This window comes from Williamsia sp. (assembly GCF_036566845.1).
In the GTDB taxonomy this organism is placed as follows: domain Bacteria; phylum Actinomycetota; class Actinomycetes; order Mycobacteriales; family Mycobacteriaceae; genus Williamsia.
The window spans coordinates 1-20,413 of record NZ_DATCVM010000098.1; the positions used below are offsets into that span (position 1 = coordinate 1).

At 66.7% G+C, this 20,413-nt stretch carries 20 protein-coding genes and 1 pseudogene; 12 read left to right on the plus strand and 9 right to left on the minus strand.

Annotated elements, in window-relative coordinates; all coding sequences use genetic code 11:
* Window positions 1–205, plus strand: a pseudogene (locus tag VIQ49_RS08580) (alpha/beta hydrolase); the annotation flags it as partial.
* A 67-nt stretch (window positions 206–272) separates the two neighbouring features.
* On the opposite strand, the gene VIQ49_RS08585 reads toward VIQ49_RS08580, so the two are convergent.
* On the minus strand, window positions 273–1,646 hold the full coding sequence (locus VIQ49_RS08585) for an RNA polymerase sigma factor (protein WP_331883212.1): 1,374 nt from the start codon (window positions 1,644–1,646) through the stop codon (window positions 273–275).
* A gap of 143 nt (window positions 1,647–1,789) precedes the next feature.
* Window positions 1,790–2,584 (minus strand): polyphosphate--glucose phosphotransferase, encoded by a 795-nt coding sequence (gene ppgK / locus VIQ49_RS08590; protein ID WP_414731602.1) that lies wholly within the window; start codon window positions 2,582–2,584, stop codon window positions 1,790–1,792.
* 166 nt (window positions 2,585–2,750) lie between these two features.
* Between ppgK and VIQ49_RS08595 the strand changes: the two genes are divergently transcribed.
* A complete protein-coding gene (locus VIQ49_RS08595; RefSeq protein ID WP_331883214.1) occupies window positions 2,751–3,644 on the plus strand; it encodes an inositol monophosphatase family protein in 894 nt (297 codons plus the stop codon).
* Here the strand turns inward: VIQ49_RS08595 and cei are convergent.
* On the minus strand, window positions 3,626–4,306 hold the full coding sequence (gene cei, locus VIQ49_RS08600; RefSeq protein WP_331883216.1) for an envelope integrity protein Cei: 681 nt from the start codon (window positions 4,304–4,306) through the stop codon (window positions 3,626–3,628). The two genes, VIQ49_RS08595 and cei, sit on opposite strands and share 19 nt — an antisense overlap.
* A gap of 366 nt (window positions 4,307–4,672) precedes the next feature.
* Here cei and VIQ49_RS08605 point away from each other — a divergent pair, with 366 nt between their 5' ends.
* Complete coding sequence (locus VIQ49_RS08605; protein ID WP_020107433.1) at window positions 4,673–4,972, plus strand: DUF4193 domain-containing protein; 300 nt, start codon at window positions 4,673–4,675, stop codon at window positions 4,970–4,972.
* A gap of 165 nt (window positions 4,973–5,137) precedes the next feature.
* Here the strand turns inward: VIQ49_RS08605 and VIQ49_RS08610 are convergent, their stop codons facing one another.
* Window positions 5,138–5,713 carry a DUF3093 domain-containing protein gene (locus tag VIQ49_RS08610; RefSeq protein WP_331883229.1) on the minus strand — a complete coding sequence of 192 codons (576 nt, stop codon included), beginning with the start codon at window positions 5,711–5,713 and terminating at the stop codon, window positions 5,138–5,140.
* A gap of 34 nt (window positions 5,714–5,747) precedes the next feature.
* On the opposite strand from VIQ49_RS08610, the gene dut reads away from it, so the two are divergent.
* Window positions 5,748–6,218: a dUTP diphosphatase gene (gene dut, locus VIQ49_RS08615; protein ID WP_331883303.1), complete on the plus strand. Its 471-nt coding sequence runs from the start codon at window positions 5,748–5,750 to the stop codon at window positions 6,216–6,218.
* Between the two features lie 2 nt (window positions 6,219–6,220).
* Entirely contained in the window at window positions 6,221–7,072 is an 852-nt protein-coding gene (locus VIQ49_RS08620) for a DUF3710 domain-containing protein (protein ID WP_331883232.1), read from the plus strand.
* A 16-nt stretch (window positions 7,073–7,088) separates the two neighbouring features.
* Here the strand turns inward: VIQ49_RS08620 and VIQ49_RS08625 are convergent, their stop codons facing one another.
* Entirely contained in the window at window positions 7,089–7,808 is a 720-nt protein-coding gene (locus tag VIQ49_RS08625) for an alpha/beta hydrolase (protein WP_331883234.1), read from the minus strand.
* Between the two features lie 150 nt (window positions 7,809–7,958).
* On the opposite strand from VIQ49_RS08625, the gene VIQ49_RS08630 reads away from it, so the two are divergent.
* On the plus strand, window positions 7,959–8,330 hold the full coding sequence (locus tag VIQ49_RS08630; protein WP_331883237.1) for an OB-fold nucleic acid binding domain-containing protein: 372 nt from the start codon (window positions 7,959–7,961) through the stop codon (window positions 8,328–8,330).
* On the plus strand, window positions 8,320–9,066 hold the full coding sequence (locus tag VIQ49_RS08635) for a DUF3159 domain-containing protein (protein ID WP_414731603.1): 747 nt from the start codon (window positions 8,320–8,322) through the stop codon (window positions 9,064–9,066). Before VIQ49_RS08630 ends, VIQ49_RS08635 begins: the two co-directional genes overlap by 11 nt.
* Here VIQ49_RS08635 and VIQ49_RS08640 read toward each other — a convergent pair.
* Both VIQ49_RS08640 and VIQ49_RS08645 read right to left on the minus strand, forming a co-directional pair.
* Window positions 9,038–9,712: a TrkA family potassium uptake protein gene (locus VIQ49_RS08640; RefSeq protein WP_331883240.1), complete on the minus strand. Its 675-nt coding sequence runs from the start codon at window positions 9,710–9,712 to the stop codon at window positions 9,038–9,040. The genes VIQ49_RS08635 and VIQ49_RS08640 overlap by 29 nt on opposite strands.
* A gap of 32 nt (window positions 9,713–9,744) precedes the next feature.
* Window positions 9,745–10,413 (minus strand): TrkA family potassium uptake protein, encoded by a 669-nt coding sequence (locus VIQ49_RS08645; protein ID WP_331883242.1) that lies wholly within the window; start codon window positions 10,411–10,413, stop codon window positions 9,745–9,747.
* Between the two features lie 95 nt (window positions 10,414–10,508).
* On the opposite strand from VIQ49_RS08645, the gene VIQ49_RS08650 reads away from it, so the two are divergent.
* From VIQ49_RS08650 to dxs, 3 genes are all read left to right on the plus strand, one after another.
* Window positions 10,509–12,542 (plus strand): APC family permease, encoded by a 2,034-nt coding sequence (locus VIQ49_RS08650; RefSeq protein WP_331883244.1) that lies wholly within the window; start codon window positions 10,509–10,511, stop codon window positions 12,540–12,542.
* A complete protein-coding gene (locus tag VIQ49_RS08655) occupies window positions 12,542–13,924 on the plus strand; it encodes a class I SAM-dependent RNA methyltransferase (RefSeq protein WP_331883246.1) in 1,383 nt (460 codons plus the stop codon). The genes VIQ49_RS08650 and VIQ49_RS08655 overlap by 1 nt, the downstream gene beginning before the upstream one ends.
* Window positions 13,925–14,013: 89 nt before the next feature.
* Complete coding sequence (gene dxs, locus VIQ49_RS08660) at window positions 14,014–15,924, plus strand: 1-deoxy-D-xylulose-5-phosphate synthase (RefSeq protein ID WP_331883249.1); 1,911 nt, start codon at window positions 14,014–14,016, stop codon at window positions 15,922–15,924.
* Window positions 15,925–15,999: 75 nt separating this feature from the next.
* Here the strand turns inward: dxs and VIQ49_RS08665 are convergent, their stop codons facing one another.
* Together VIQ49_RS08665 and VIQ49_RS08670 are read right to left on the minus strand one after the other, a co-directional pair.
* On the minus strand, window positions 16,000–17,268 hold the full coding sequence (locus tag VIQ49_RS08665) for a ribonuclease D (RefSeq protein ID WP_331883252.1): 1,269 nt from the start codon (window positions 17,266–17,268) through the stop codon (window positions 16,000–16,002).
* Window positions 17,265–17,858 carry a DUF3000 domain-containing protein gene (locus VIQ49_RS08670; RefSeq protein ID WP_331883255.1) on the minus strand — a complete coding sequence of 198 codons (594 nt, stop codon included), beginning with the start codon at window positions 17,856–17,858 and terminating at the stop codon, window positions 17,265–17,267. Before VIQ49_RS08670 ends, VIQ49_RS08665 begins: the two co-directional genes overlap by 4 nt.
* A 105-nt stretch (window positions 17,859–17,963) precedes the next feature.
* Here VIQ49_RS08670 and hemE point away from each other — a divergent pair, with 105 nt between their 5' ends.
* On the plus strand, window positions 17,964–19,013 hold the full coding sequence (gene hemE, locus VIQ49_RS08675; protein WP_331883258.1) for a uroporphyrinogen decarboxylase: 1,050 nt from the start codon (window positions 17,964–17,966) through the stop codon (window positions 19,011–19,013).
* The gene (gene hemG, locus VIQ49_RS08680; RefSeq protein ID WP_331883261.1) at window positions 19,010–20,371 is read left to right on the plus strand and encodes a protoporphyrinogen oxidase; all 1,362 of its coding nucleotides are present in this window, start codon (window positions 19,010–19,012) and stop codon (window positions 20,369–20,371) included. Before hemE ends, hemG begins: the two co-directional genes overlap by 4 nt.
* The last annotated feature ends 42 nt before the right edge of the window (window positions 20,372–20,413 follow it).

Below are 20,413 nucleotides of genomic sequence, written 5' to 3' on the forward strand. Positions count from 1 at the left end.
CGCGGTGGGGGACAAGGATCCGGTGAACGGCGGCGGAGCGCTGGTGGATCTGCTTGTGGCGCACTACCGCAACGGCGGTCTGGAGGACGTCGGCGTCCGGGTGTTCGCCGGAGCCCGCCACGAGATCCTCAACGAGACGAACCGGGCGCAGGTGCGCGGTGAGATCCTCGACTGGCTTGCCGAGGTTGTCGAACAGGGCGAATGACCAGCAAGCGCAAAAAAATGATGGCCGGACCCATAGGGCCCGGCCGTCATCTGTTTCGTCGGCGTGACTAGTCGAGGTAGTCGCGCAAGACCTGCGAGCGCGATGGGTGCCGCAGCTTGGACATGGTCTTCGATTCGATCTGACGAATCCGCTCGCGCGTCACGCCGTAGACCTGACCGATCTCGTCGAGCGTGCGCGGCTGGCCGTCGGTGAGTCCGAAACGCAACCGGACAACGCCGGCCTCACGTTCGGACAACGTCTCGAGCACCGACTGCAGCTGATCCTGCAGAAGTGTGAACGAGACCGCGTCCACGGCGACGACAGCTTCGGAGTCCTCGATGAAGTCACCGAGCTGGCTGTCGCCTTCGTCACCGATGGTCTGATCGAGCGAGATGGGCTCACGCGCGTACTGCTGGATCTCCAGCACCTTCTCCGGCGTGATGTCCATTTCCTTCGCGAGCTCTTCGGGAGTGGGCTCACGGCCCAGATCCTGGAGCAGCTCACGCTGGATACGACCGAGCTTGTTGATGACCTCGACCATGTGTACCGGGATACGAATGGTGCGGGCCTGGTCGGCCATCGCGCGGGTGATCGCCTGACGGATCCACCAGGTGGCGTACGTGGAGAACTTGTAGCCCTTGGTGTAGTCGAACTTCTCGACCGCACGGATCAGACCGAGGTTGCCTTCCTGGATGAGGTCGAGGAAGGCCATGCCACGTCCGGTGTAGCGCTTGGCCAATGAGACAACCAGTCGAAGGTTCGCCTCGAGGAGGTGGTTCTTGGCGCGGCCGCCGTCACGCGAGACCCACGACAGATCACGACGCTGGGCGACGGTGAGCTTCTCGCCGGCCTCGGCGAGCCTGCGCATCCGCTCGGTGGCGAAGAGTCCGGCCTCGATGCGCTTGGCGAGCTCGACCTCTTCTTCCGCGTTGAGCAGCGCGACCTTGCCGATCTGCTTCAGGTACGCGCGGACCGAGTCGGCCGAAGCTGTGAGCTCGGCATCCTTCCGGGCCTGTCGCAGCGCCTCCGACTCGTCCTCGTCCCACACGAAGTCGCCCGATGCCTTGTCGGCTTCGGATGGTTCGTCGTCGGCCTTCTTGGTCTTCGCGGCGGCCTTGCCGGGCGCGGCTACGGCAACGGTGGCGGTGTCGTCATCGTCGTCATCGTCGACGGTGACGTCTTCGAGTTCATCCTCGTTGACATCGATGTCGTCGATCGAGTCCTCGGTGTCGATACCGTCGGTGTCGACACCGTCGGCGTCCTTCGGAGCCCGCTTCGCCGCGGTCTTCTTCGCAGGTGCCTTTTTGGCGACCTTCTTGGCGGGGGCCTTTTTGGCGGCTGCTTTCTTTGCGGGCGCCTTGCGTGCCCGCGGCGCGGTCACCGACTCCGATTCCGACTGCTCGGTATCTGGTTCAGTTTGGCGGGTCTTCGTGGCTGCCACGTACTACCTTTCGGGCTATCTACATGACGCCGTGCCGCGGGGATGTGCGTCGCGACGTCGGTGTCAGGCCGAGACGGAACTCGGCGAAGCTGGGGCTTGGGGGAACCGGCTCGAAGCCAGCCTGTGTGTCATTGTAACGGCACTCACGGCCGCAACCCTGCCACCACCGCCATTGCGGCCCCGACAATTCCGGCAGTATTCTGCAAAGTCGCCGGTACGACCGGTGTTCGGTTCGTCAGATGTGGGATCCACTTGTGCGCCTTGCGGCTGATTCCGCCGCCCGCGATGAACACCTCGGGCCAGAACAGCGCCTCGTACGCGGCCAGCACCTTGGAGACCTCCACCGCCCACTCCGAGTAGGACAGGTCGTTGTCTTCCTTGACCTTGGAGGAAGCCTGATGCTCGGCTTCCTTCTTGCCGACATGCATGTGACCGAGTTCGGTGTTGGGGATCAGCACACCGTTGAACATGATCGCCGAACCGATGCCGGTGCCGAACGTCAGCAGCATGACCACACCCTTGTAGTCCTTGCCGGCGCCATATCGATCCTCGGCCATACCGGCGGCGTCGGCGTCGTTGAGGACCGACAGCCGGCGCCCACCGAGCTCGGCGCCGAGCAGTTCGTAGATGTCCGTGCCGATCCAGGCCTTGTCGATGTTGGCCGCGGTCCGCGCGATCCCGGAGGTGACGACGACGGGGAGCGCCACCCCGACCGGGCCGTTCCAGTCGAAATGTTCGACGACGTCGCGGATGCCGGCGGCAACGGCTTGCGGGGTCGCGGGTTGGGGAGTGAGGACCTTGTACCGCTCGCCGACCAGCTCGCCGGTGTCGAGGTCGACGATGCCGCCCTTGATCCCCGAGCCGCCGACGTCGACCCCCACAGCCTGGTTCGGACCGGGTGAGGATGTGGGATTGTCGTCTGCGGATTCAATGGACACGGATGTGGCTCCTTCGCTCGACTGATGCGGGAAGGTGCGCACCGGCCCGCCGTTGTTCAGGCTAGCCAGCGCGGGCGGGTTCCGCGCGATGTCCCGGTGAACAATTCACCCGTTCGGCGTCGGGCCGCTCCGGTGGCCGGACACGGGAGTGTGCTCACATGTAGGCGTGCCACAACTTGATTCAGAGACCCGACCCGACCCAGATGGACTGACCGCAGTTGCCGTCGCGGTGGCCGAAGAGGCCGCCCGCCACGTCCGGACCAGGCGGCCGGAGGTGTTCGGGGTCGGCGCCACGAATGAATCTGCGCCACAAGCGGTGTCGACCAAGAGCACCGACACCGATCCGGTGACCATCGTCGACACCGAATCGGAATCGCTGATCCGCGCGTTGCTCGCGTCCCGGCGTCCAGATGACTCGGTCCTCGGCGAGGAGGAGGGCGGATCGGTCGCGGTCCCGAGCGGGGTGCGCTGGGTGGTCGATCCAATCGACGGTACCGTGAACTTCCTCTACGGGATCCCGGCGTATTCGGTGTCCGTCGGCGCGCAGGTCGACGGCATCACGGTCGCCGGTGCAGTGGTCGATGTGGCGCGGGGTGTGACGTACTGGGCGACGCGGGGAGTCGGGGCGTTCTCCGATGACGGTTCGGGGCCGGTCCGGTTGCGCTGCAACGCCGTCGACGAGGTGGGGCTGGCGCTGGTGGCCACCGGGTTCGGCTACGCCGCGTCGCGGCGTGAGGTCCAGGGCGCGCTGATCGCACGTCTGCTGCCCCGGATCCGGGATCTGCGCCGGGTCGGTTCGGCGGCACTCGATCTGTGCATGGTGGCCAGTGGCGCCGTCGATGCCCACTATGAGCACGGCCTCAGTCCGTGGGACTGGGCGGCCGGATCGTTGATCGCCGAAGAGGCGGGCGCGATCGTCCAGATTCCCACACCGACATCACGCGGTGGCGATGGCGACGTGACACTGGCGATGGCGCCGGGTATCGCCGACGACCTGCGGACCTTGCTCGCCGACATCGGCGCGCTCGAGCCGATCCCGGTTCAGCAGGACGCTTCGTGAACCGCTGACACCACGGCGGGGTCCGCGCCGGTGTTGGGGTCCTGCGGGTTCGCGCTGCGCAGGGTGTCGAGGACGGCCAGGGCGTCCTGACTCTGACCGCTGTCGCTGAAGTGCTCGCCGATGGCGAGGTCGACAACACTGTCCGGACGCCCGTCGTTGATCAGCTGGGTGCAGGGTGCGGCGATCCACAGCGCCCCGGCCGCGGCCTTGCCGGCGTCCCCGAATCGGATCTGCCCGAAACAATCCAGGTTCTGGTCCGGGTAGAGCGGATCGTCGCCGTACGCACCCTCAGGGGTTCCCTGGAAACCCAGGGACGTCATGTCGTCGAGGACTGTCTGCGCCTTGCCCTGTTCGTCGGTCGCGTTGAGGACCCTGATCTGGAAACCGGCGAGGGCCGCCGGCGAGATCCGGAGCATCTCCTCGCGATCGGCGGGTGTGCCGACCACCGGCGCGGGTGCGTCGGCCGTGGCTGACGGCGTCGGGGGAGAGGGGCAGTCGACCGGCGCGGCCTCGGTGGTACTCGATGACAGGGCCCCGACCCAGACGAACGCCGTGATCAGTGCCAGCACCACGGCGAGGATGATCGCCGGAAGGTAGCGCCGCCGACGGAACGGACGACCGTGGTCATCGGTGGGATAGCCATAGGTGATCTGCGAAACCATGGGCTGTCGGTGCCTTCCGCCGGGAGTGTGGTCAAGCGTGTCAACTCTAAACGGTCGTGTGATGCGTGCTCGGCAGCGACGACGGGAATGTTCTGGCCTTCTGAGTGTTGTTGACTCTGAGGAACGGCTGGGCTAGGATTCAGCCGCCTCAGATTGGATAACCTGAAACTCGGGCATCTGATGAACTGTGGCGAACATCACAAAATACTCGCCCTGAACGAGCAACGAATCCCTAGGTGGGCGTCGTTGATCCAAGGGCGCTGTCGCGGACATGCAGACAAGTGACGTGCGCGGCTTGTTGGGACTCGCGGGACCTGCTGACATCGGGTGCCTCGGGTCGCAGGTGCTTCTACCTAAGGCGGAAAAATGGCAACTGATTACGATGCGCCCCGGCGTACTGAATCCGACGAGGTCTCCGAGGACTCACTCGAGGAACTGAAGGCACGTCGCAGTGAAGCGCAGGCGGCCTCGGTCGATGTGGACGAAGGCGATACCGCGGAGTCCTTTGAACTCCCGGGTGCTGATCTGTCCGGCGAGGAACTATCGGTTCGGGTGATCCCGAAGCAGGCTGACGAGTTCACCTGCACCAGCTGCTTCCTCGTGTACCACCGCAGCCGTCTGGCAACGGAGAACGGCAACTCGCGCATCTGCGTCGACTGCGCGTAATCACACACAGACACTTCAGACAACACCGCGCCGATGGCGTCACCTGGTTTCTGCCCAGGTGACACCATCGGCGCGGTTGCGTTGGAGGAGTTGTGTTTGAAGGGGGAGTCCGCCGGGAGCGGCGGCACAGCTGCTCCGAGACGTATCCGGTTCGTGGGCCCGGGTTCAGTCGGTCGACTCGGAGGCCGCATCGGCCATCCCGAGCGCGGCGATCAACTCCGCCGGGTGACGGGTGCTGACCAGCCAGTAGGGGGTCGGGTCGTCGGGATCGTCGAGGACGAGCAGGACCATGGTCTTCACCCAGAACTTGTGGGCGAGAAATGCCGCCGGATCTAGCTGGCGCCCCAGCGCCGCGCTCTTGGCGCTGGCCGGGATGACCGCGGCGCGATCGATCAACGTGATCGGGAGATGGGCCTTGCCTGCCCACAATTCACCGTCGGCGACCCAGACGCGCGTACGGCCCATCGACCAGAGCAGCCACGCGGCCAGTGGCACGAGTACCGCGTAGGTGATCGGGCTGAAAGCGCTGCCGTGCAGGGCCAGCTGGATCTCGTAGCCGAGCAGTCCGATCACGATCGCGGCGACCAGCCACCACCACAGCGGGACGTATAGACGTTCGTCGTGGACGATCCCCCGACGGTCGTCGTGGGTCTGGGAAGGGTCTCCGGCTGTGTCGGGTGATGGAAATGGAGGCACGGAGCCAGCGTAGTCTTCCCGTGTGGCAAACGATCCCGGCAGCACCCCTGCCGACGCACCATTCCCCGCCGTCCGGCCTGTGGAGCAGGTCGCCATCAGGCGCCTGGACCCGGACATCGCCCTCCCTCGGAGGGCCCACCCCGGGGATGCCGGAGTCGATCTGTCGAGCACGATCGACATCGAACTGGCGCCCGGTCACCGGGCCCTCGTGCCCACCGGGATCTCCATTGCCCTCCCCATCGGAACGGTTGGTCTGATCCACCCTCGGTCCGGTCTCGCCGCACGCACGGGTCTGTCGATCGTCAACACCCCGGGAACCGTCGACGCGGGGTACCGCGGTGAGATCAAGGTCTCCCTCATCAACTTGGACCCGCACGAACCGATCGTCATTGCGCGAGGTGACCGCATCGCGCAACTGCTGGTTCAGCGGGTCGAGCTCGTCGACTTCGTGGAAGTGGACGAACTGGATGAAACAAGCCGTGGTGCAGGCGGTCACGGCTCCAGTGGCGGTCACGCGAGGTTGGACGCACACGCGTCGGAAAGCAGCTGAAAATGGCACGCGAAAAGCGAATTCGGGGCAGCCGCCGGGGCCGCCCCACCGAGGATCAGACCCCCGACATGAACCAGGGCCCCAAGGAGATCGGCACAGGGCAGGGTCCCTACGACATCGATGACCTGGCGAAGGACGCCACGTTCGACAACTCCCATCTCGATCTCGGTTCGGTCCTCGTCCCGGTGGTCGAGGGAGGACAGGTCACCGTCGAGATGTCGGTGGACCATCAGCCGCAGTCGGTGTTCCTGGTGACGCCGCACGGACGGATCACCGTTGCGGCGTTCGCCGCTCCCAAGACGAGTGGGCAGTGGCGCGACGTGGTGACCGAACTCACCGAATCCCTGAAGTCCGAAGGTGCCGAGACGGCCATCGAAACGGGTTTCTGGGGCCGTGAGGTCGTGGCGACCGTCCCGGGTGGGGTCCACCGATTCATCGGCGTCGACGGCCCGCGCTGGATGATCCGCTGTGTGGCGAGTGCACCGACCACGGGTGCCGAGAACCTGTCGAAGGTGGCGCGTGCCGTGGTCAGCGAGACCGTGGTCCGCCGCGGCGACGACCCACATCCACCGCGGACACCGTTGCCGATCGTGCTGCCGCCGGTGCTCGCCGAGCAGGTTGCGGCCGCGCAACAGGAGATGGTGAACACCGGGAAGATGGACGCGAATGCCGCGCCCACCGCGGCCGCCGACAACGCGCAGGCGCAATCGGCGCAGGCGACGGTCCGGGTCCAGGGTCAGCCGCAACCGGCCGCAGCCGAGCCCGCCGAGGAAGCGGCAGTCGACACCCCGGCCCCGGGAAGCGGTTCCCGCGGCTCCGCGATGCAGCAGTTGGGCAACCGCCCGAAACGGTAGACGGCCGAGACGGGAATCAGCTGGTGAGCCGGCGCCAGCCGTCGACGCAACGCCGGCCCAGTACAGCCGGGTCGGCGCCGAGATCATCGAGCGTGATGGTGTGCAGCAGAGCCTGCGGCGCCGCATGGTGCCAGGTCTGTGCGACCGACAGCGGGTGCACCGGGTCGTCGATCGTCGCGGTGATCGACAGCGGCACCGAGAGTTCGGCGAGGTCCTCGGCGGTCGGGGCGTGGTAGCGCGCCGCCTCGGTGAGCATCGCCCGCAGGACCGGTGCGGTGGCCCGCCAGGATCGGGCGAGTTCGGTGGCCAGCCACCCGGGTGTGGCGGCGCTCATCTGGTCGATGGTGGTGTCCAGGCCGGTTCGGGCCAGGTGGTCGAGTGTCAGCAGCGCGCTGTGCGCGGCCGGCGCGGTGGCCGGATCACCCAGCCACGGCGGCAATGCCGCGAGCACGCCGGAGCAATGGGTGGGGTGCTCCAGCGCCCACCGAACGGCCACACACGCACCGATCGACACGCCGGCGGCGAGGACCCGGTGACCGTCGGCCGCGGCGTCGTCGAGAGCCTGCAGATAGGTGTTGATCAGACCGTTTTCGGTGGGGTCCACCGCGATCACCGGGATGGTCTCGTCGGCGAATGCGCGGCCGGCGAAGTCGCCGTCAGAACCCGTTCCGGGCAGCGCCACGATCACCAGCGAACGGTTTGCGGGAGGGCCATGCGACGCGGGGATGGGCGACATGTGATGATCTTGCCGCGGCGAGTGGTACTCGCCGGTGGCGGGGTCTACCCTGGCGAGTGCAACAGCCCACGGGTCGTCATCTGAGTCACCGAGACGGCGACCCAACTGATTTGGCACTTCGATTGACTTGGCGAAAGGGTGCGTAGCGCCATGACTGCAGGCGGATATCTCAAACGCCTCACGCGCAGACTCACGGAAGACCTCGAGCAACTCGACGCCGAGACCATCTCCGAGCAGTCGCAGCAGACCGGCGCCCAGCGCGCCTGTGATTGTTCAGCCGGTGACGAGGTCACCATGCAGGGCGAACTTCGATCGGTACAGACCTGTGCGAAGACGATGAAATCGGGTGTCACCGCTGAGTTCTTCGATGGCACCGATGTGGTCACCCTCAAGTTCATCGGGCGTAATCGCATCCCCGGTATCGAACCGGGCCGGACGGTGATCGTCCGGGGCCGGATCGGTGAGCACGACGGCCGCAAGGTCATGTTCAACCCTTATTACGAGTTGCTCGGTGAGAGCTGAGCGCGACGGGCATCGGCAAGAATCGGCAGAGGGCGACGATCCGCAGGCCCTGACCGTTCTTGAACAGATGGGTGGGATCTCCGGACTCATCTATTCGTCGGTGCCCATCGTGGTGTTCGTTCCCGCGAACTCACTGTGGAATCTGACGGTCGCGATCTACGCGGCGCTCGGTGTCGCCTTTCTGATCTTCCTCATCCGGCTGATGCGGCGGGAGCCCCTCCAGCCTGCGATCTCGGGTGTCATCGGCGTGGCGGTGTGTGCGTTCATCGCCCATCGGACCGGAGACGCCAAGGGGTTCTTCCTCTTCGGGATCTGGACGACGCTGCTCTACGCAGGGGTGTTCGTCGTGTCGATCCTGGTCCGTTGGCCACTGGTCGGCGTGATCTGGAACGGTGTGAACGGCAACGGGACCCAGTGGCGCCGTCACCGCCGTACCCTGCTGGCCTACGACATCGCAACCGCGGTGTGGGCGGTGCTGTTCGGCGTCCGCTATCTCGTGCAGTCGTTCCTCTACGACAACGACGAAACCGGTGGCCTGGCCGTGGCGCGGATCGCGATGGGCTGGCCGTTGACCGCCGCTGCCGCCCTTGCCACGGTGCTGCTGGTTCGCCGGGCACAGAAATCAGAACACGAAGAAGAGGCAGCTGAAGAGCTCGACCAGGTGTCCGCTGCGTCAGAGGGTCCTGACGCAGAAGGCCCGGGCGGGACTACCGAGCCGGCGCCCCCGGCTCGATGATCGCGGACTGAAGTTCGGCTTCGGCTTCCGCCGGCACGATGAACACCAGTTCGTCGCCGCCTTCGACCGTGTCGTCCGGTTGCGGCACGATGACCCGGCCGCCGCGCAGGACTGTCACGAGTGCGGCGTCCCGCGGCAACTTGAGTTTCCGGATCGGCTTGCCCGCCAGCGGCGTGTTGTCGGGCAAGGTCATCTCCACCAGGTTGGCCTGACCCTTCCGGAACGTCATCAATCGCACCAGGTCGCCGACCGACACCGCCTCTTCGACGAGTGACGCGAGCATGCGGGGTGTGGACACCGCGACGTCGACACCCCAGTCCTCGTCGAACAGCCACTCGTTGCGCGGATCGTTCACCCGGGCGACCACCCGCTGCACCGCGAACTCGGTCTTGGCCAGCAGGCTCACCACAAGGTTCGCCTTGTCGTCGCCGGTGGCGGCGATGACCACGTCGAACTTGTGCAGTTCGACCCGTTCGAGGTTGTCGAATTCACAGGCGTCGCCGCCGACCCATCGCGCACCTCCGACCGCTTCTTCGTCGATGTGATCGGGATTGCGTTCGAGCAGCATCACCTCGTGTGAGCTGGCGAGCAGTTCGCGGGCAATCGACCGTCCGACGGCGCCGGCACCGGCTATCGCGACCTTCATACTGTCTTCCTTCCGGTCTGCGGGCTCAGGGATCAGTCTGTTTCCGGGGCGGGCGCGGCGGCTACCGCGCGCACCTTGTCGAGTTTGTCGATCAAGGATGCAACGAAGACCTGATCGTCTTGTTGCAGCACCGATTTGGGGCCGGGGAGAAGCGGCTTGCCGAGTCGGTTGACAAAGCTGATCCGGGACCCGGTGTGTTCCTGGATCAGCGCGACCGAGGTGCCCACCCACGACTCGTGGAAGGCCAGCTGAACGATGGCGACCTGACCGGAGGGCTCGGTCCACGCCACGGCGCCGGTGTCCGAGCCGCCGAGGGCCGAAAGGAACCGGTCCGTCGTCCACGGCACGGTGGCGACGGTCGGGATGCCGAGGCGCTCGTAGACCGCAGCCCGTTTGGCGTCATAGATCCGGGCGACGACCTTGGGCACGTTGAACGTCTCGCGCGCGACGCGCGCGGAGATGATGTTGGAATTGTCTCCCGAGGACACCGCGGCGAAGGCATCGGCGTCGGCGATGCCGGCTCGCCGCAGCACGTCCTGGTCGAATCCGACACCCTTGACGGTCTTGCCGGTGAAGCCCTCAGGGAGACGCCGAAATGCGGTTTCATCTCGATCGATGATCGCGACCTCGTGCCCGGCGTCCTGCAACTGGCCGGCCAGGGAGGCCCCGACTCGACCGCATCCCATCACCACAACGCGCATGCCAACTCCTTGCTGGACTCACCCGAGCAGATGCTCACCGGAACGGTACCGCGACCGGCGTGGCCTTCCGTCATCGCAGGCCCTATTGTTGCCTGGTGTCCATCGTGTCCAAGGCCTCTACGGCGACGAAGCGGCTTGTGCTCGGGCGTCCGTTCCGGAGCGACAAACTCGGGCATACCCTGCTACCCAAGCGGATCGCGTTGCCGGTGTTCGCCTCGGACGCGATGTCGTCGGTTGCCTATGCGCCGCAGGAGATCTTCCTGGTGCTGTCGGTTGCCGGGCTGTCGGCGTATACGTACACACCGTGGATCGGGCTGGCCGTCGCGCTCGTGATGGCCGTGGTGGTTGCGAGCTATCGGCAGAACGTGCACGCCTATCCGTCCGGTGGCGGTGACTACGAGGTCGCCACCACCAACCTCGGACCCACCGCGGGTTTGACCGTGGGGAGCGCCCTGCTCGTCGATTACGTACTCACCGTTGCGGTGTCGATCGCATCGGCTGCAGAGAACATCGGGTCCGCGGTGCCGATCGTCCAGGAACACAAGGTGTGGTTCTGTGTGGTTGCCGTCATCTTGCTGACCGCGATCAACCTGCGTGGTCTCCGGGAATCGGGCGCGGCCTTCGCGATTCCGACATATGCGTTCATCTTCGGCATGGTGGTGATGCTGATGTGGGGGTTCCTCCGACTCTTCGTCTTCGGCGACAACATCGAGGCCGAAACCTCCGGTTATGACATCAAGGCCGAACAGACCGACCTCGTCGGGCTGGCTTTCGTGTTCCTTGTCGCACGCGCATTTTCGTCCGGTTGCGCCGCATTGACCGGTGTGGAGGCCATCTCCAACGGCGTGCCCGCCTTCCAGAAGCCGAAGTCACGCAACGCGGCCACGACACTCCTGCTGTTGGGCACTATCTCGATCGCCATGCTGATGGGAATCATCCTGCTGGCCAACGAAATCGGTGTGAAGTACGTCACCGATCCGGCCAAGGATCTGATCGGCGCCCCCGAGGGCTATGAACAGAAGTCGCTTGTCGCCCAATTGGCCCACGCAGTGTTCGGAGGATTCAGCCCGGGCTTCTACTTCGTGACCGTTGTCACCGCATTGATCTTGGTGCTGGCCGCCAACACCGCGTTCAACGGATTCCCGGTCCTCGGATCGGTGCTCGCCCAGGATCGGTACCTGCCGAGGCAACTGCACACTCGCGGAGATCGGCTGGCGTTCTCGAACGGCATCCTGTTCCTGGCCGTCGCCGCCATCGCCTTCATCGTTGCCTTCGGCGCAGAGGTGACCGCACTGATCCAGCTGTACATCGTAGGTGTGTTCGTGTCGTTCACACTCAGCCAGATCGGCATGGTGCGGCACTGGACCCGTCATCTCAAGTCGGAGCATGATCCCCGCGCCCGGTCGCGCATGGTCCGTTCCCGGGTCATCAATACCATCGGGCTGGTGATGACCGGATCGGTTCTGATCATCGTGCTCGTGACGAAGTTCCTTGCCGGAGCCTGGATTGCGATCATCGCGATGGTGGCGATCTTCGGCCTGATGAAGCTCATACACCGGCACTATGCGTCGGTGCAGGCCGAGTTGGACAACTCAGACTACGAGGCCGTGTTGCCGAGCCGCACGCATTCGATCGTCCTGGTCTCGACACTGCATCTGCCAACCCGTCGGGCTTTGGCCTTCGCCCGCGCCACCCGCCCCGACACCCTCGAGGCCGTGACGGTGAACGTGGACGACCGAGACACCCGCAAGCTCGTGGTGCAGTGGGACGACAGTGATATCACCGTTCCGCTCAAGGTGATCGCCTCGCCTTACCGTGAGGTGACCCGCCCGGTCATCGAGTACGTCCGCCGGTTGCGGCGCGAATCGCCACGCGACGTGGTCACCGTGTTCATACCCGAATACGTCGTCGGTCACTGGTGGGAGCAGATCCTGCACAATCAGTCGGCACTGCGGCTCAAGGGCAGGCTCCTGTTCGAACCGGGTGTCATGGTGACGTCGGTGCCCTGGCAGCTCAGTTCCTCGGAGCGACGCAAGCGCGACCGCGCGTACTTCGCACCCGGCGACACCCGCCGCGGTGTCGGCTCGGTTCCCACCAATTCGACCCCACCAGAGAATACAGGTTCGTAGTGACCGGCTCAGCACACGAGCAAGACTCCGAGGGCGCCGGAAACGGTTGGCTGGGAACCGAATTCGAGATCACCGTGGATCGGTTCGGTCACGGCGGGATCGGGGTCGGCCGTCACGACGGCCGGGTGGTGTTCATCCGCCATGCACTCCCGGGCGAAACAGTGCGGGTCGTGGTGTCCGAAGATCGCGGTAAAGGCTTCTGCCGCGCCGAGATCCGCGAGATCGTGCGGGCCTCACCGCACCGCATCGACCCGGTCTGCCGGGTGGGTGCGCCGGTGTCCGCCGGCGGTGCCGGAGGCGGCTGCTGCGACCTCTCCCACACCACGGGTACCCATGCCCGCGAACTCAAATCGCAGGTGCTCACCGAACTTCTCGGCCGGATGGGCGGCATCGAGTGGGGCGGCGAGGTCGTCTCCCTCGACCCCGGTACCGCGGATGCTCCCGAAACCGGCTGGCGCGTGCGGGAACGCCTGTTCGTCGACGCCCGTGGTCGGCCCGGAGTGCGCGAATACCAATCACATTCGGTGATCCCGCGGGTGGATTGTGCGCAGCCGGTGCCCGGGCTGGTCGACGGACTCGACGAGTTCGGCGATCTCGAATCAGGTTCCGAGCTGATGCTCACCGTCGGCGACGACGGACGCCATCACATCGTCCACATCGCCGCGGCGGCTGAACCGCATCGGGGTGGGCGCGGCAAGCGCCCCCACTCGGGCCGCCGCCGCACGCAGCAGCAACGCGCCCAGCGTTCGACGCCGCGGCGCGAGGTGTTGTTGGCGGGGGAGCCCACCGTCCGCCGCACGGTCGGCGGACGCACGTGGGAGGTGCCCGTGACCGGCTTCTGGCAGGCACATCGCCTGGCGGCATCGGGTTACAGCGACACCGTGCGGACGTTGCTGCGGTCCGCGGAGCTGCCGCGCTCGGTGGTGGCGTGGGACCTGTACGGCGGGGCCGGTGTACTCGCCGGGGCCGTGCTGGACGAGAACGACGAGTCGTGGGGTACCGCCCGCGTTCACATCGTGGAGGCAGACCGCGGCGCGACGGCCGCCGCCGACCTGACCTTCGCCGACGACCACCGCGTCCGGATCCATCGGGCGAGTGTCCTGGCAGCGGTTGCCGATCTGCCCTCGCCCGACGTCGTGATCGTCGACCCGCCGCGTGCGGGTGCCGGCCGCGACGTCGTCGAACGGATCACGTCGGCCGAGCCGTCGGCGGTGATCGCGGTCGGCTGCGATCCGGCGACCTTCGCCCGCGACCTGGCGGATTACCGACGTGGCGGATACGAGGTCGATACCCTGCTCGGATTCGACGCGTTCCCCCTGACCCACCACCTCGAAGCGGTGGCGTTGCTGCGTCCGTCGGTCCGAGCCGCGGTGGGTCCGTAGACTGGTAAGCCACGTGTCACCGCAGCCCGGCGACACGCGTGGGCGGAGCGTGTGAACCCGCCCTGTGAAGGTCATCGAAAGGATGTTGGATGAGCGTGCTGGATTCGGTCAATTCGCCCGCAGAACTGCGCGAACTGTCCGTTGCGCAGACGCATGATCTGGCCGCGGAGATCCGCGAGTTCCTGATTGCGAAGGTTTCTGCCACCGGTGGCCATCTCGGACCCAATCTCGGTGTGGTCGAGACGACGCTGGCGATCCACCGGGTTTTCGATTCACCCCACGACGCCGTGCTCTTCGACACCGGCCATCAGTGCTACGTCCACAAGATCGTCACCGGCCGCAAAGACGGCTTCGACACCCTGCGGCAGCGGGGCGGGCTGACCGGCTACCAAGAACGGGCCGAGAGCGAGCACGACTGGATCGAGTCGTCGCACGCGTCCGCGGCCCTGTCGTACGCCGACGGACTGGCAAAGGCTTTCGAACTGAGCGGGCAGGAGCGGCACGTGGTGGCGGTTGTCGGTGACGGCGCCCTCACCGGTGGCATGTGCTGGGAGGCCCTGAACAACATCGCGGCGGGCGACCGCCCGGTTGTCATCGTCGTGAACGACAACGGCCGGTCCTATGCGCCGACGATCGGCGGCTTCGCACGGCATCTGACCGGACTGCGGTTGCAGCCGGGATACGAGCGGGTTCTCGACGAGAGCCGTCGCGCGGTCCTGAAACTCCCGCTGCTCGGCCAGATCGCCTACGCCGCGCTGCACGGTCTGAAGACCGGGATCAAGGACGCGCTCTCACCGCAGGCGATGTTCACCGACCTCGGTATCAAATACGTCGGGCCGGTCGACGGGCACGATCAGGAAGCGCTGGAAAGCGCCCTCCGGCAGGCCAAGTCATTCGGCGGCTCCGTGATCGTGCACACGGTGACCCGCAAAGGCATGGGCTATCACCACGCTGAGAACAACGTCGCCGACCAGATGCACTCGACCGGCATCATCGACCCCGAGACAGGGAAGTCGACCAGCGTGTCGGCTCCGGACTGGACGTCGGTGTTCTCGGCCGCGCTGGTGGAGGCGGGCGGCAACCGCAAGGACGTCGTCGCGATCACCGCGGCCATGCCGGGTCCCACCGGGTTGTCGGCGTTCGGAGAGCATTTTCCGGATAGGATGTTCGACGTCGGTATCGCCGAGCAGCACGCGCTGACGTCGGCCGCCGGCCTTGCGCTCGGTGGGATGCACCCCGTGGTCGCCATTTACTCGACCTTCCTCAACCGGGCCTTCGACCAGTTGCTCATGGACGTCGCGCTGCTGAAGCAGCCGGTGACGCTGGTCCTCGACCGGGCGGGCGTGACCGGTCCCGATGGTCCGAGTCACAACGGCATGTGGGATCTTTCACTGATGTCGATCGTGCCCGGCATGCGGGTGGCTGCTCCGCGGGATTCAGTGCGGTTACGGGAAGAACTCGCCGAGGCGCTGGACGTCAACGACGGCCCGACTGCGCTCCGGTTCCCGAAGGGTGCGGTCCCGGAAGACATCCGTGCGTCCGAACGCCTGGCCGACGGCACCGATGTGCTGCATCGTCCCGCCCGTGGTGACAGCAGCGACGTGTTGATCGTCGCGGTCGGACCGTTTGCGTCGTTGGCGCTGGACACTGCAACCCGTCTGGCTCAGCAGGGGATCGGCACCACCGTCGTGGACCCGCGCTGGGTACTCCCGGTGCCCGAGTCGATTGCCGAACTGGCACAGACCCATCGGCTGGTGGTGACGGTCGAGGACGGTGGCGTGCACGGGGGTGTCGGCTCGTCGGTGTCGGAAAAGCTTCGAGCTCAAGGCATTTCGACACCGGTCCGCGATGTGGGCATAGAGCAGCGGTTCTTGGCACACGCCTCGCGGGGTCAGTTGCTCAACGAGCTCGGCTTGACCGCGCAGGACGTGGCCCGTGCCATCACCGCCATGGTCTCGAGCATGCACGCCGACGAAGAAGACTTCAACGACGTCAGCTAGCCCCCACGAATTCGCTCCGCGCGCCGACGAACGCTCCTGGTGCAACCGGAGCGTTCGGGCGTACGTGGAGCGAATTCAGTCGCTGGGCGGCTGAGCGAGCGCTTCGGCGATCACCGGCGATGTCAGTTCGACCTGCCAGGGGCGCGCCCCACCGGCGGACAATCGCGCTGCCACAGCCTCGCTCGTGGGGGAATCCAGTCCCTCCCAGCATAATTGGCGGACCAATTCGGGGAGCAACAGATTCTCCACCGGAACGGTGACCTCCTCCGACAGTGCGGTCAACCCGGCCCGGACCGCGGTGTAGCGGGCCGCGGCCTCCGGTTCTTTGCCCTCCCAGCGGTTCACCGGCGGGAGTCCCGTGGTCGGTGGGCGCCGCGAGGGCAGTTCGCTGTCGGGGAGTGCCCGGGCGGCATCGAGCGCCGCCATCCACTGCCCGGCCTGACGGCGCTGTCGGGGACCGCCGAAGACCGGGATCTTGTAGAGCTCGTCGAGAGTTTTCGGGTCCGCGACCGCTGCCGCGACGATCGCCGAATCCGGGAGGATCCGGCCGGGCGCCACATCGCGTTTGCGGGCCAGCTCTTCCCGCGTGGTCCACAGCTGCTGAACTGCCGCCAGCGTGCGGGTCGACTTGATCGTGTGGATCTTCGAGACCCGCCGCCAGCGATCCTGGCGAGGGGCGGGCTCGGGACGGGCCAGGATGGCCGCGAATTCCTGTGCGGCCCAGGTGTCTTTGCCGGCCTCGACCAGCGTTGCCTGCACCGCGTCGCGGAGCTCGATCAGGACCTCGACATCGAGAGCCGCGTAGTTCAGCCAGTCGGCCGGGAGAGGGCGGCGGGACCAATCCGCTGCGCCGTGACCCTTGACGAGCCCGAGCCCGAGGAAGTGCTCGACCATCGCCGCCAGGTTCACCTTGGGGATGCCCGCGAGTCGTCCGGCGAGTTCGGTGTCGTAGAGCGCCGCGCACCGGAAGTTCAGCTCGGTCAGGCACGGTAGATCCTGGTCGGCGGCGTGCAGGATCCACTCGGGTCCGTCGAGGACGTCAGTGATCGGACCGAGGGCCTCGGGATGCTCGATCGGATCGATCAGCATCGAGCCGCTGCCGGTCCGCCGGATCTGGATCAGGTAGGCGCGTCCGGAGTAGCGAAAGCCCGACGCGCGTTCGGTGTCGAGGGCGATCGGTCCGGTCCCGTCGGCCAGCCGGCGGGCGGCGTCGGCGAATTCCTGTGGCGTCGTCAGGACCGGGGGTACACCGTCGGCCGGAGAGGTCAGTGGAATCGGAGCAGGTCGCTCGGAGTCGGCCACCTCGTCGGGTGGCGTCGACTCGGGTGTATCGGGATCGGTCACGCTTCGGCGAACCCGAGCCGCGTCACACCGGTCGGAGGAAGCCCGGCCGCCAGTGACAGCACGTTGCAGAATGCTTCGACGTGGCCGCTGAGGTTGTCGTTGGTGGCCGTCCACGAGGCGCGCAATTCGAGCTGATGCGCCCGAGGCGGTCCGGCGATGTCGCCGTAGCGAACCGACGTCGTGGAGGTGACGGTGCCACCGAGTGCGGTCACCGCCACGGAGTCGGACTTCTCGAGTGCTTCGGTCAGCCAGCTCCAGGCCACCTCTGGCAGCAGGGGATCGTTGGCCAATACGGCCTCCACCTCGGCCTGGATGAACGCCACCAGGCGCATCGTTCCGTTCCAGGCGTCATGGCCGTCGGGGTCGTAGAGCAGGATCAATCGGCCGAATGCGGTCCCGTCGGAATCTGTTGCGATGTCGCCGTCGTCAGGCTGGGTCACTTCTGCACCGACGGCGTAGCTGTACGGCGCAAGTCGTTGTGGTGGACGAATGCTGCCCAGTTCGATCTCCGACCGGACCCTGGCCGCATGCATCGATTCGATTGCGGTACGAAAGACCGCAGGCTCGGTCGAGGCTCCGGATGTGGTCACTGCTCGACCGTAGGGCCGATGAGGTCGGACACAGCGGAGGCGCGCCGAGCAGCACATGGATGCAGCGCAGGCGCGCAGAGCAGCTCATGGCAGCATGTGGAGGTGATGTCTGAACATGATGCTCGCACCCTCTCTCCGCTGGTCGCAGCCGCCCGAGGCCAGGTCCCGGATCACCGTCCTGTGTGGTTCATGCGGCAAGCCGGCCGGTCGCTGCCCGAATACCGTGAGATCCGCGCCGGACGGGGGATGCTCGAGGCGTGCTTTGACCCCGAGCTCGTCTGCGAGATCACAATGCAGCCGGTCCGCCGTCACGGCGTCGACGGCGCGATCTTGTTCTCCGACATCGTGGTGCCGCTCAAGGCCGCCGGTGTCGACCTCGACATCGTGGCCGGCGTCGGTCCGGTGATCGCCAATCCCGTGCGCACCCATGCCGATGTGCAGGCGTTGCCGGTCCTGACGCCCGAGGCTGTCGGCGCGGTCTCGACCGCGGTCAAACTGCTCAGGGCCGAACTCGGCGACACCGCACTGATCGGTTTCGCCGGTGCACCGTTCACCTTGGCGTCGTACCTGGTCGAGGGCGGCCCGAGCCGCAATTACGAGAACACCAAGGCGTTGATGTACTCGTCGCCCGAGGTCTGGCACGAACTCGTCGGCAAACTCGCCGACATCACGATCGCCTTCCTCAAGGTGCAACTCGATGCCGGCGTCGACGCGATTCAGCTGTTCGATTCCTGGGCCGGTGCCCTGTCGGTCACCGACTACCGGACCTTTGCCCGTCCGCATTCGGCCCGGGTGTTCGCCGAACTCGCGTCGTACGACGTGCCGCGGATCCACTTCGGTGTCGGCACCGGTGAATTGCTGCACGACATGGGTACCGCCGGCGCCGACGTGGTGGGCGTCGACTGGCGGATCCCGCTCGACGAGGCTGCCCGCCGTGTCGGTCCGGGCAAGGCATTGCAGGGCAACCTCGATCCGGCGCTGCTGTTCGCGCCCTGGGAGGTCGTCGAGGGCCATGTTCGCCGCATCGCGGCAGAGGCCGATGCCGCGGTGGCGGCCGGGGCCGCAGGTCACATCTTCAATCTCGGCCACGGTGTGCTGCCGACCACCGACCCGACCATCCTGACGCGGGTGGTGGAGCTGGTGCATTCGTTGTGAGTGCACTGCGGCTGGCAGTGATCGGAGGCGGCATCTCGGGCCTGAGCGCTGCGTATCGCCTGCGGGCTCTGCTCGGTGGGTCGGCCGTCATCGACCTCTACGAGGCATGCGACCGTCTCGGTGGCACCCTCAAGGGAGTCGACCTGGCCGGGACGAAGCTCGACGTCGGCGCCGAGGCGTTCCTGGTTCGTCGCCCCGAGGTGCCGGCGTTGCTGGCGGAGCTCGGCATGGCGTCGCGGATGGTTCATCCGGGCACGCTGGGTCCCCGGATCCTGGCCCGCGGGACCCTGGAATCGATGCCGCGGCCCACTCTCATGGGTATCCCAGCCGATCCGGCCGTGGTCGCGCATCTTGCAGAACCCGCCGACCTGGCGCTGATGACAGATGAACCCCGGCGGCCACTGGAGTGGACGCGCGGTCAGGACATCTCCATCGGAGGCCTCGTCGCCGAGCGATTCGGTCGCTCGGTGGTGGACCGCAGCGTGGATCCGATGCTCTCCGGCGTCTATTCGGCGCGCGCCGACGACCTCGGCCTGCGCGCGGTGCTGCCGGCGCTGGCCGCAAAGCTGGACGCCGGGTCGGCCAGTCTCACGGCTGCGGTCGCCGACCTGATCGGGGCCGCGTCGGGCGATGGGCCGGTCTTCGGAGCGATGTCCGGGGGATACCAGGAACTCGTCGACGTGCTCGTCGAACGTTCCGCCGCCGCGATGTACACGGGCACGATCGTCACCGACATCCGCCGCGGGGAGACGGGATGGCTGGTCGACGGCATCGCCTACGACGGTGTGGTCTGTGCGCTCACCGCGCCCGCCGCGGCCCGTGTGCTCGACTCCGAACCCGACCTCTCCCGGCCGCTGTCCGGCGTCGACATCTCCGGATCCGCGGTGGTGGCCATGGCGTTCGGGCCGGACGTCGTGCTGCCGGAGCTGTCCGGGGTACTCGTGGCCGGGGACGAGACCGTGGTCCGGGCCAAGGCGTTCACGTTCAGCAGCCGGAAGTGGCCGCATCTGGCCGGCCACGGCGCGCTCGTCCGGGCTTCCTTCGGACGCTTCGGTGCACCGGTCTCCGACATCGGCGACGATCAGCTGATCGACTGGGCGACCAGCGACCTGTCCACGGTCGTCGGGATCTGGGGTGGACGCGGTGCTCTCGCGTCGATCGACGCGGTGGTGCAGCGGTGGCCCGCCGGACTGCCGCGATACGGGACCGGTCATGCGGATCTGCTTGCCGACCTGGAGTCGGGACGTCCTCGTGGGCTGGTGCTGGCCGGAGCAACGTACGACGGGGTGGGTGTCCCGGCCTGCATCGGGCGGGCCGACCGTGCCGCTCGGCGGCTTGTCACCGACCTGACCGACTGAGCTTTCCCCGTCGGCCCCCTGGACTGCCGCGACGCTGCCGGT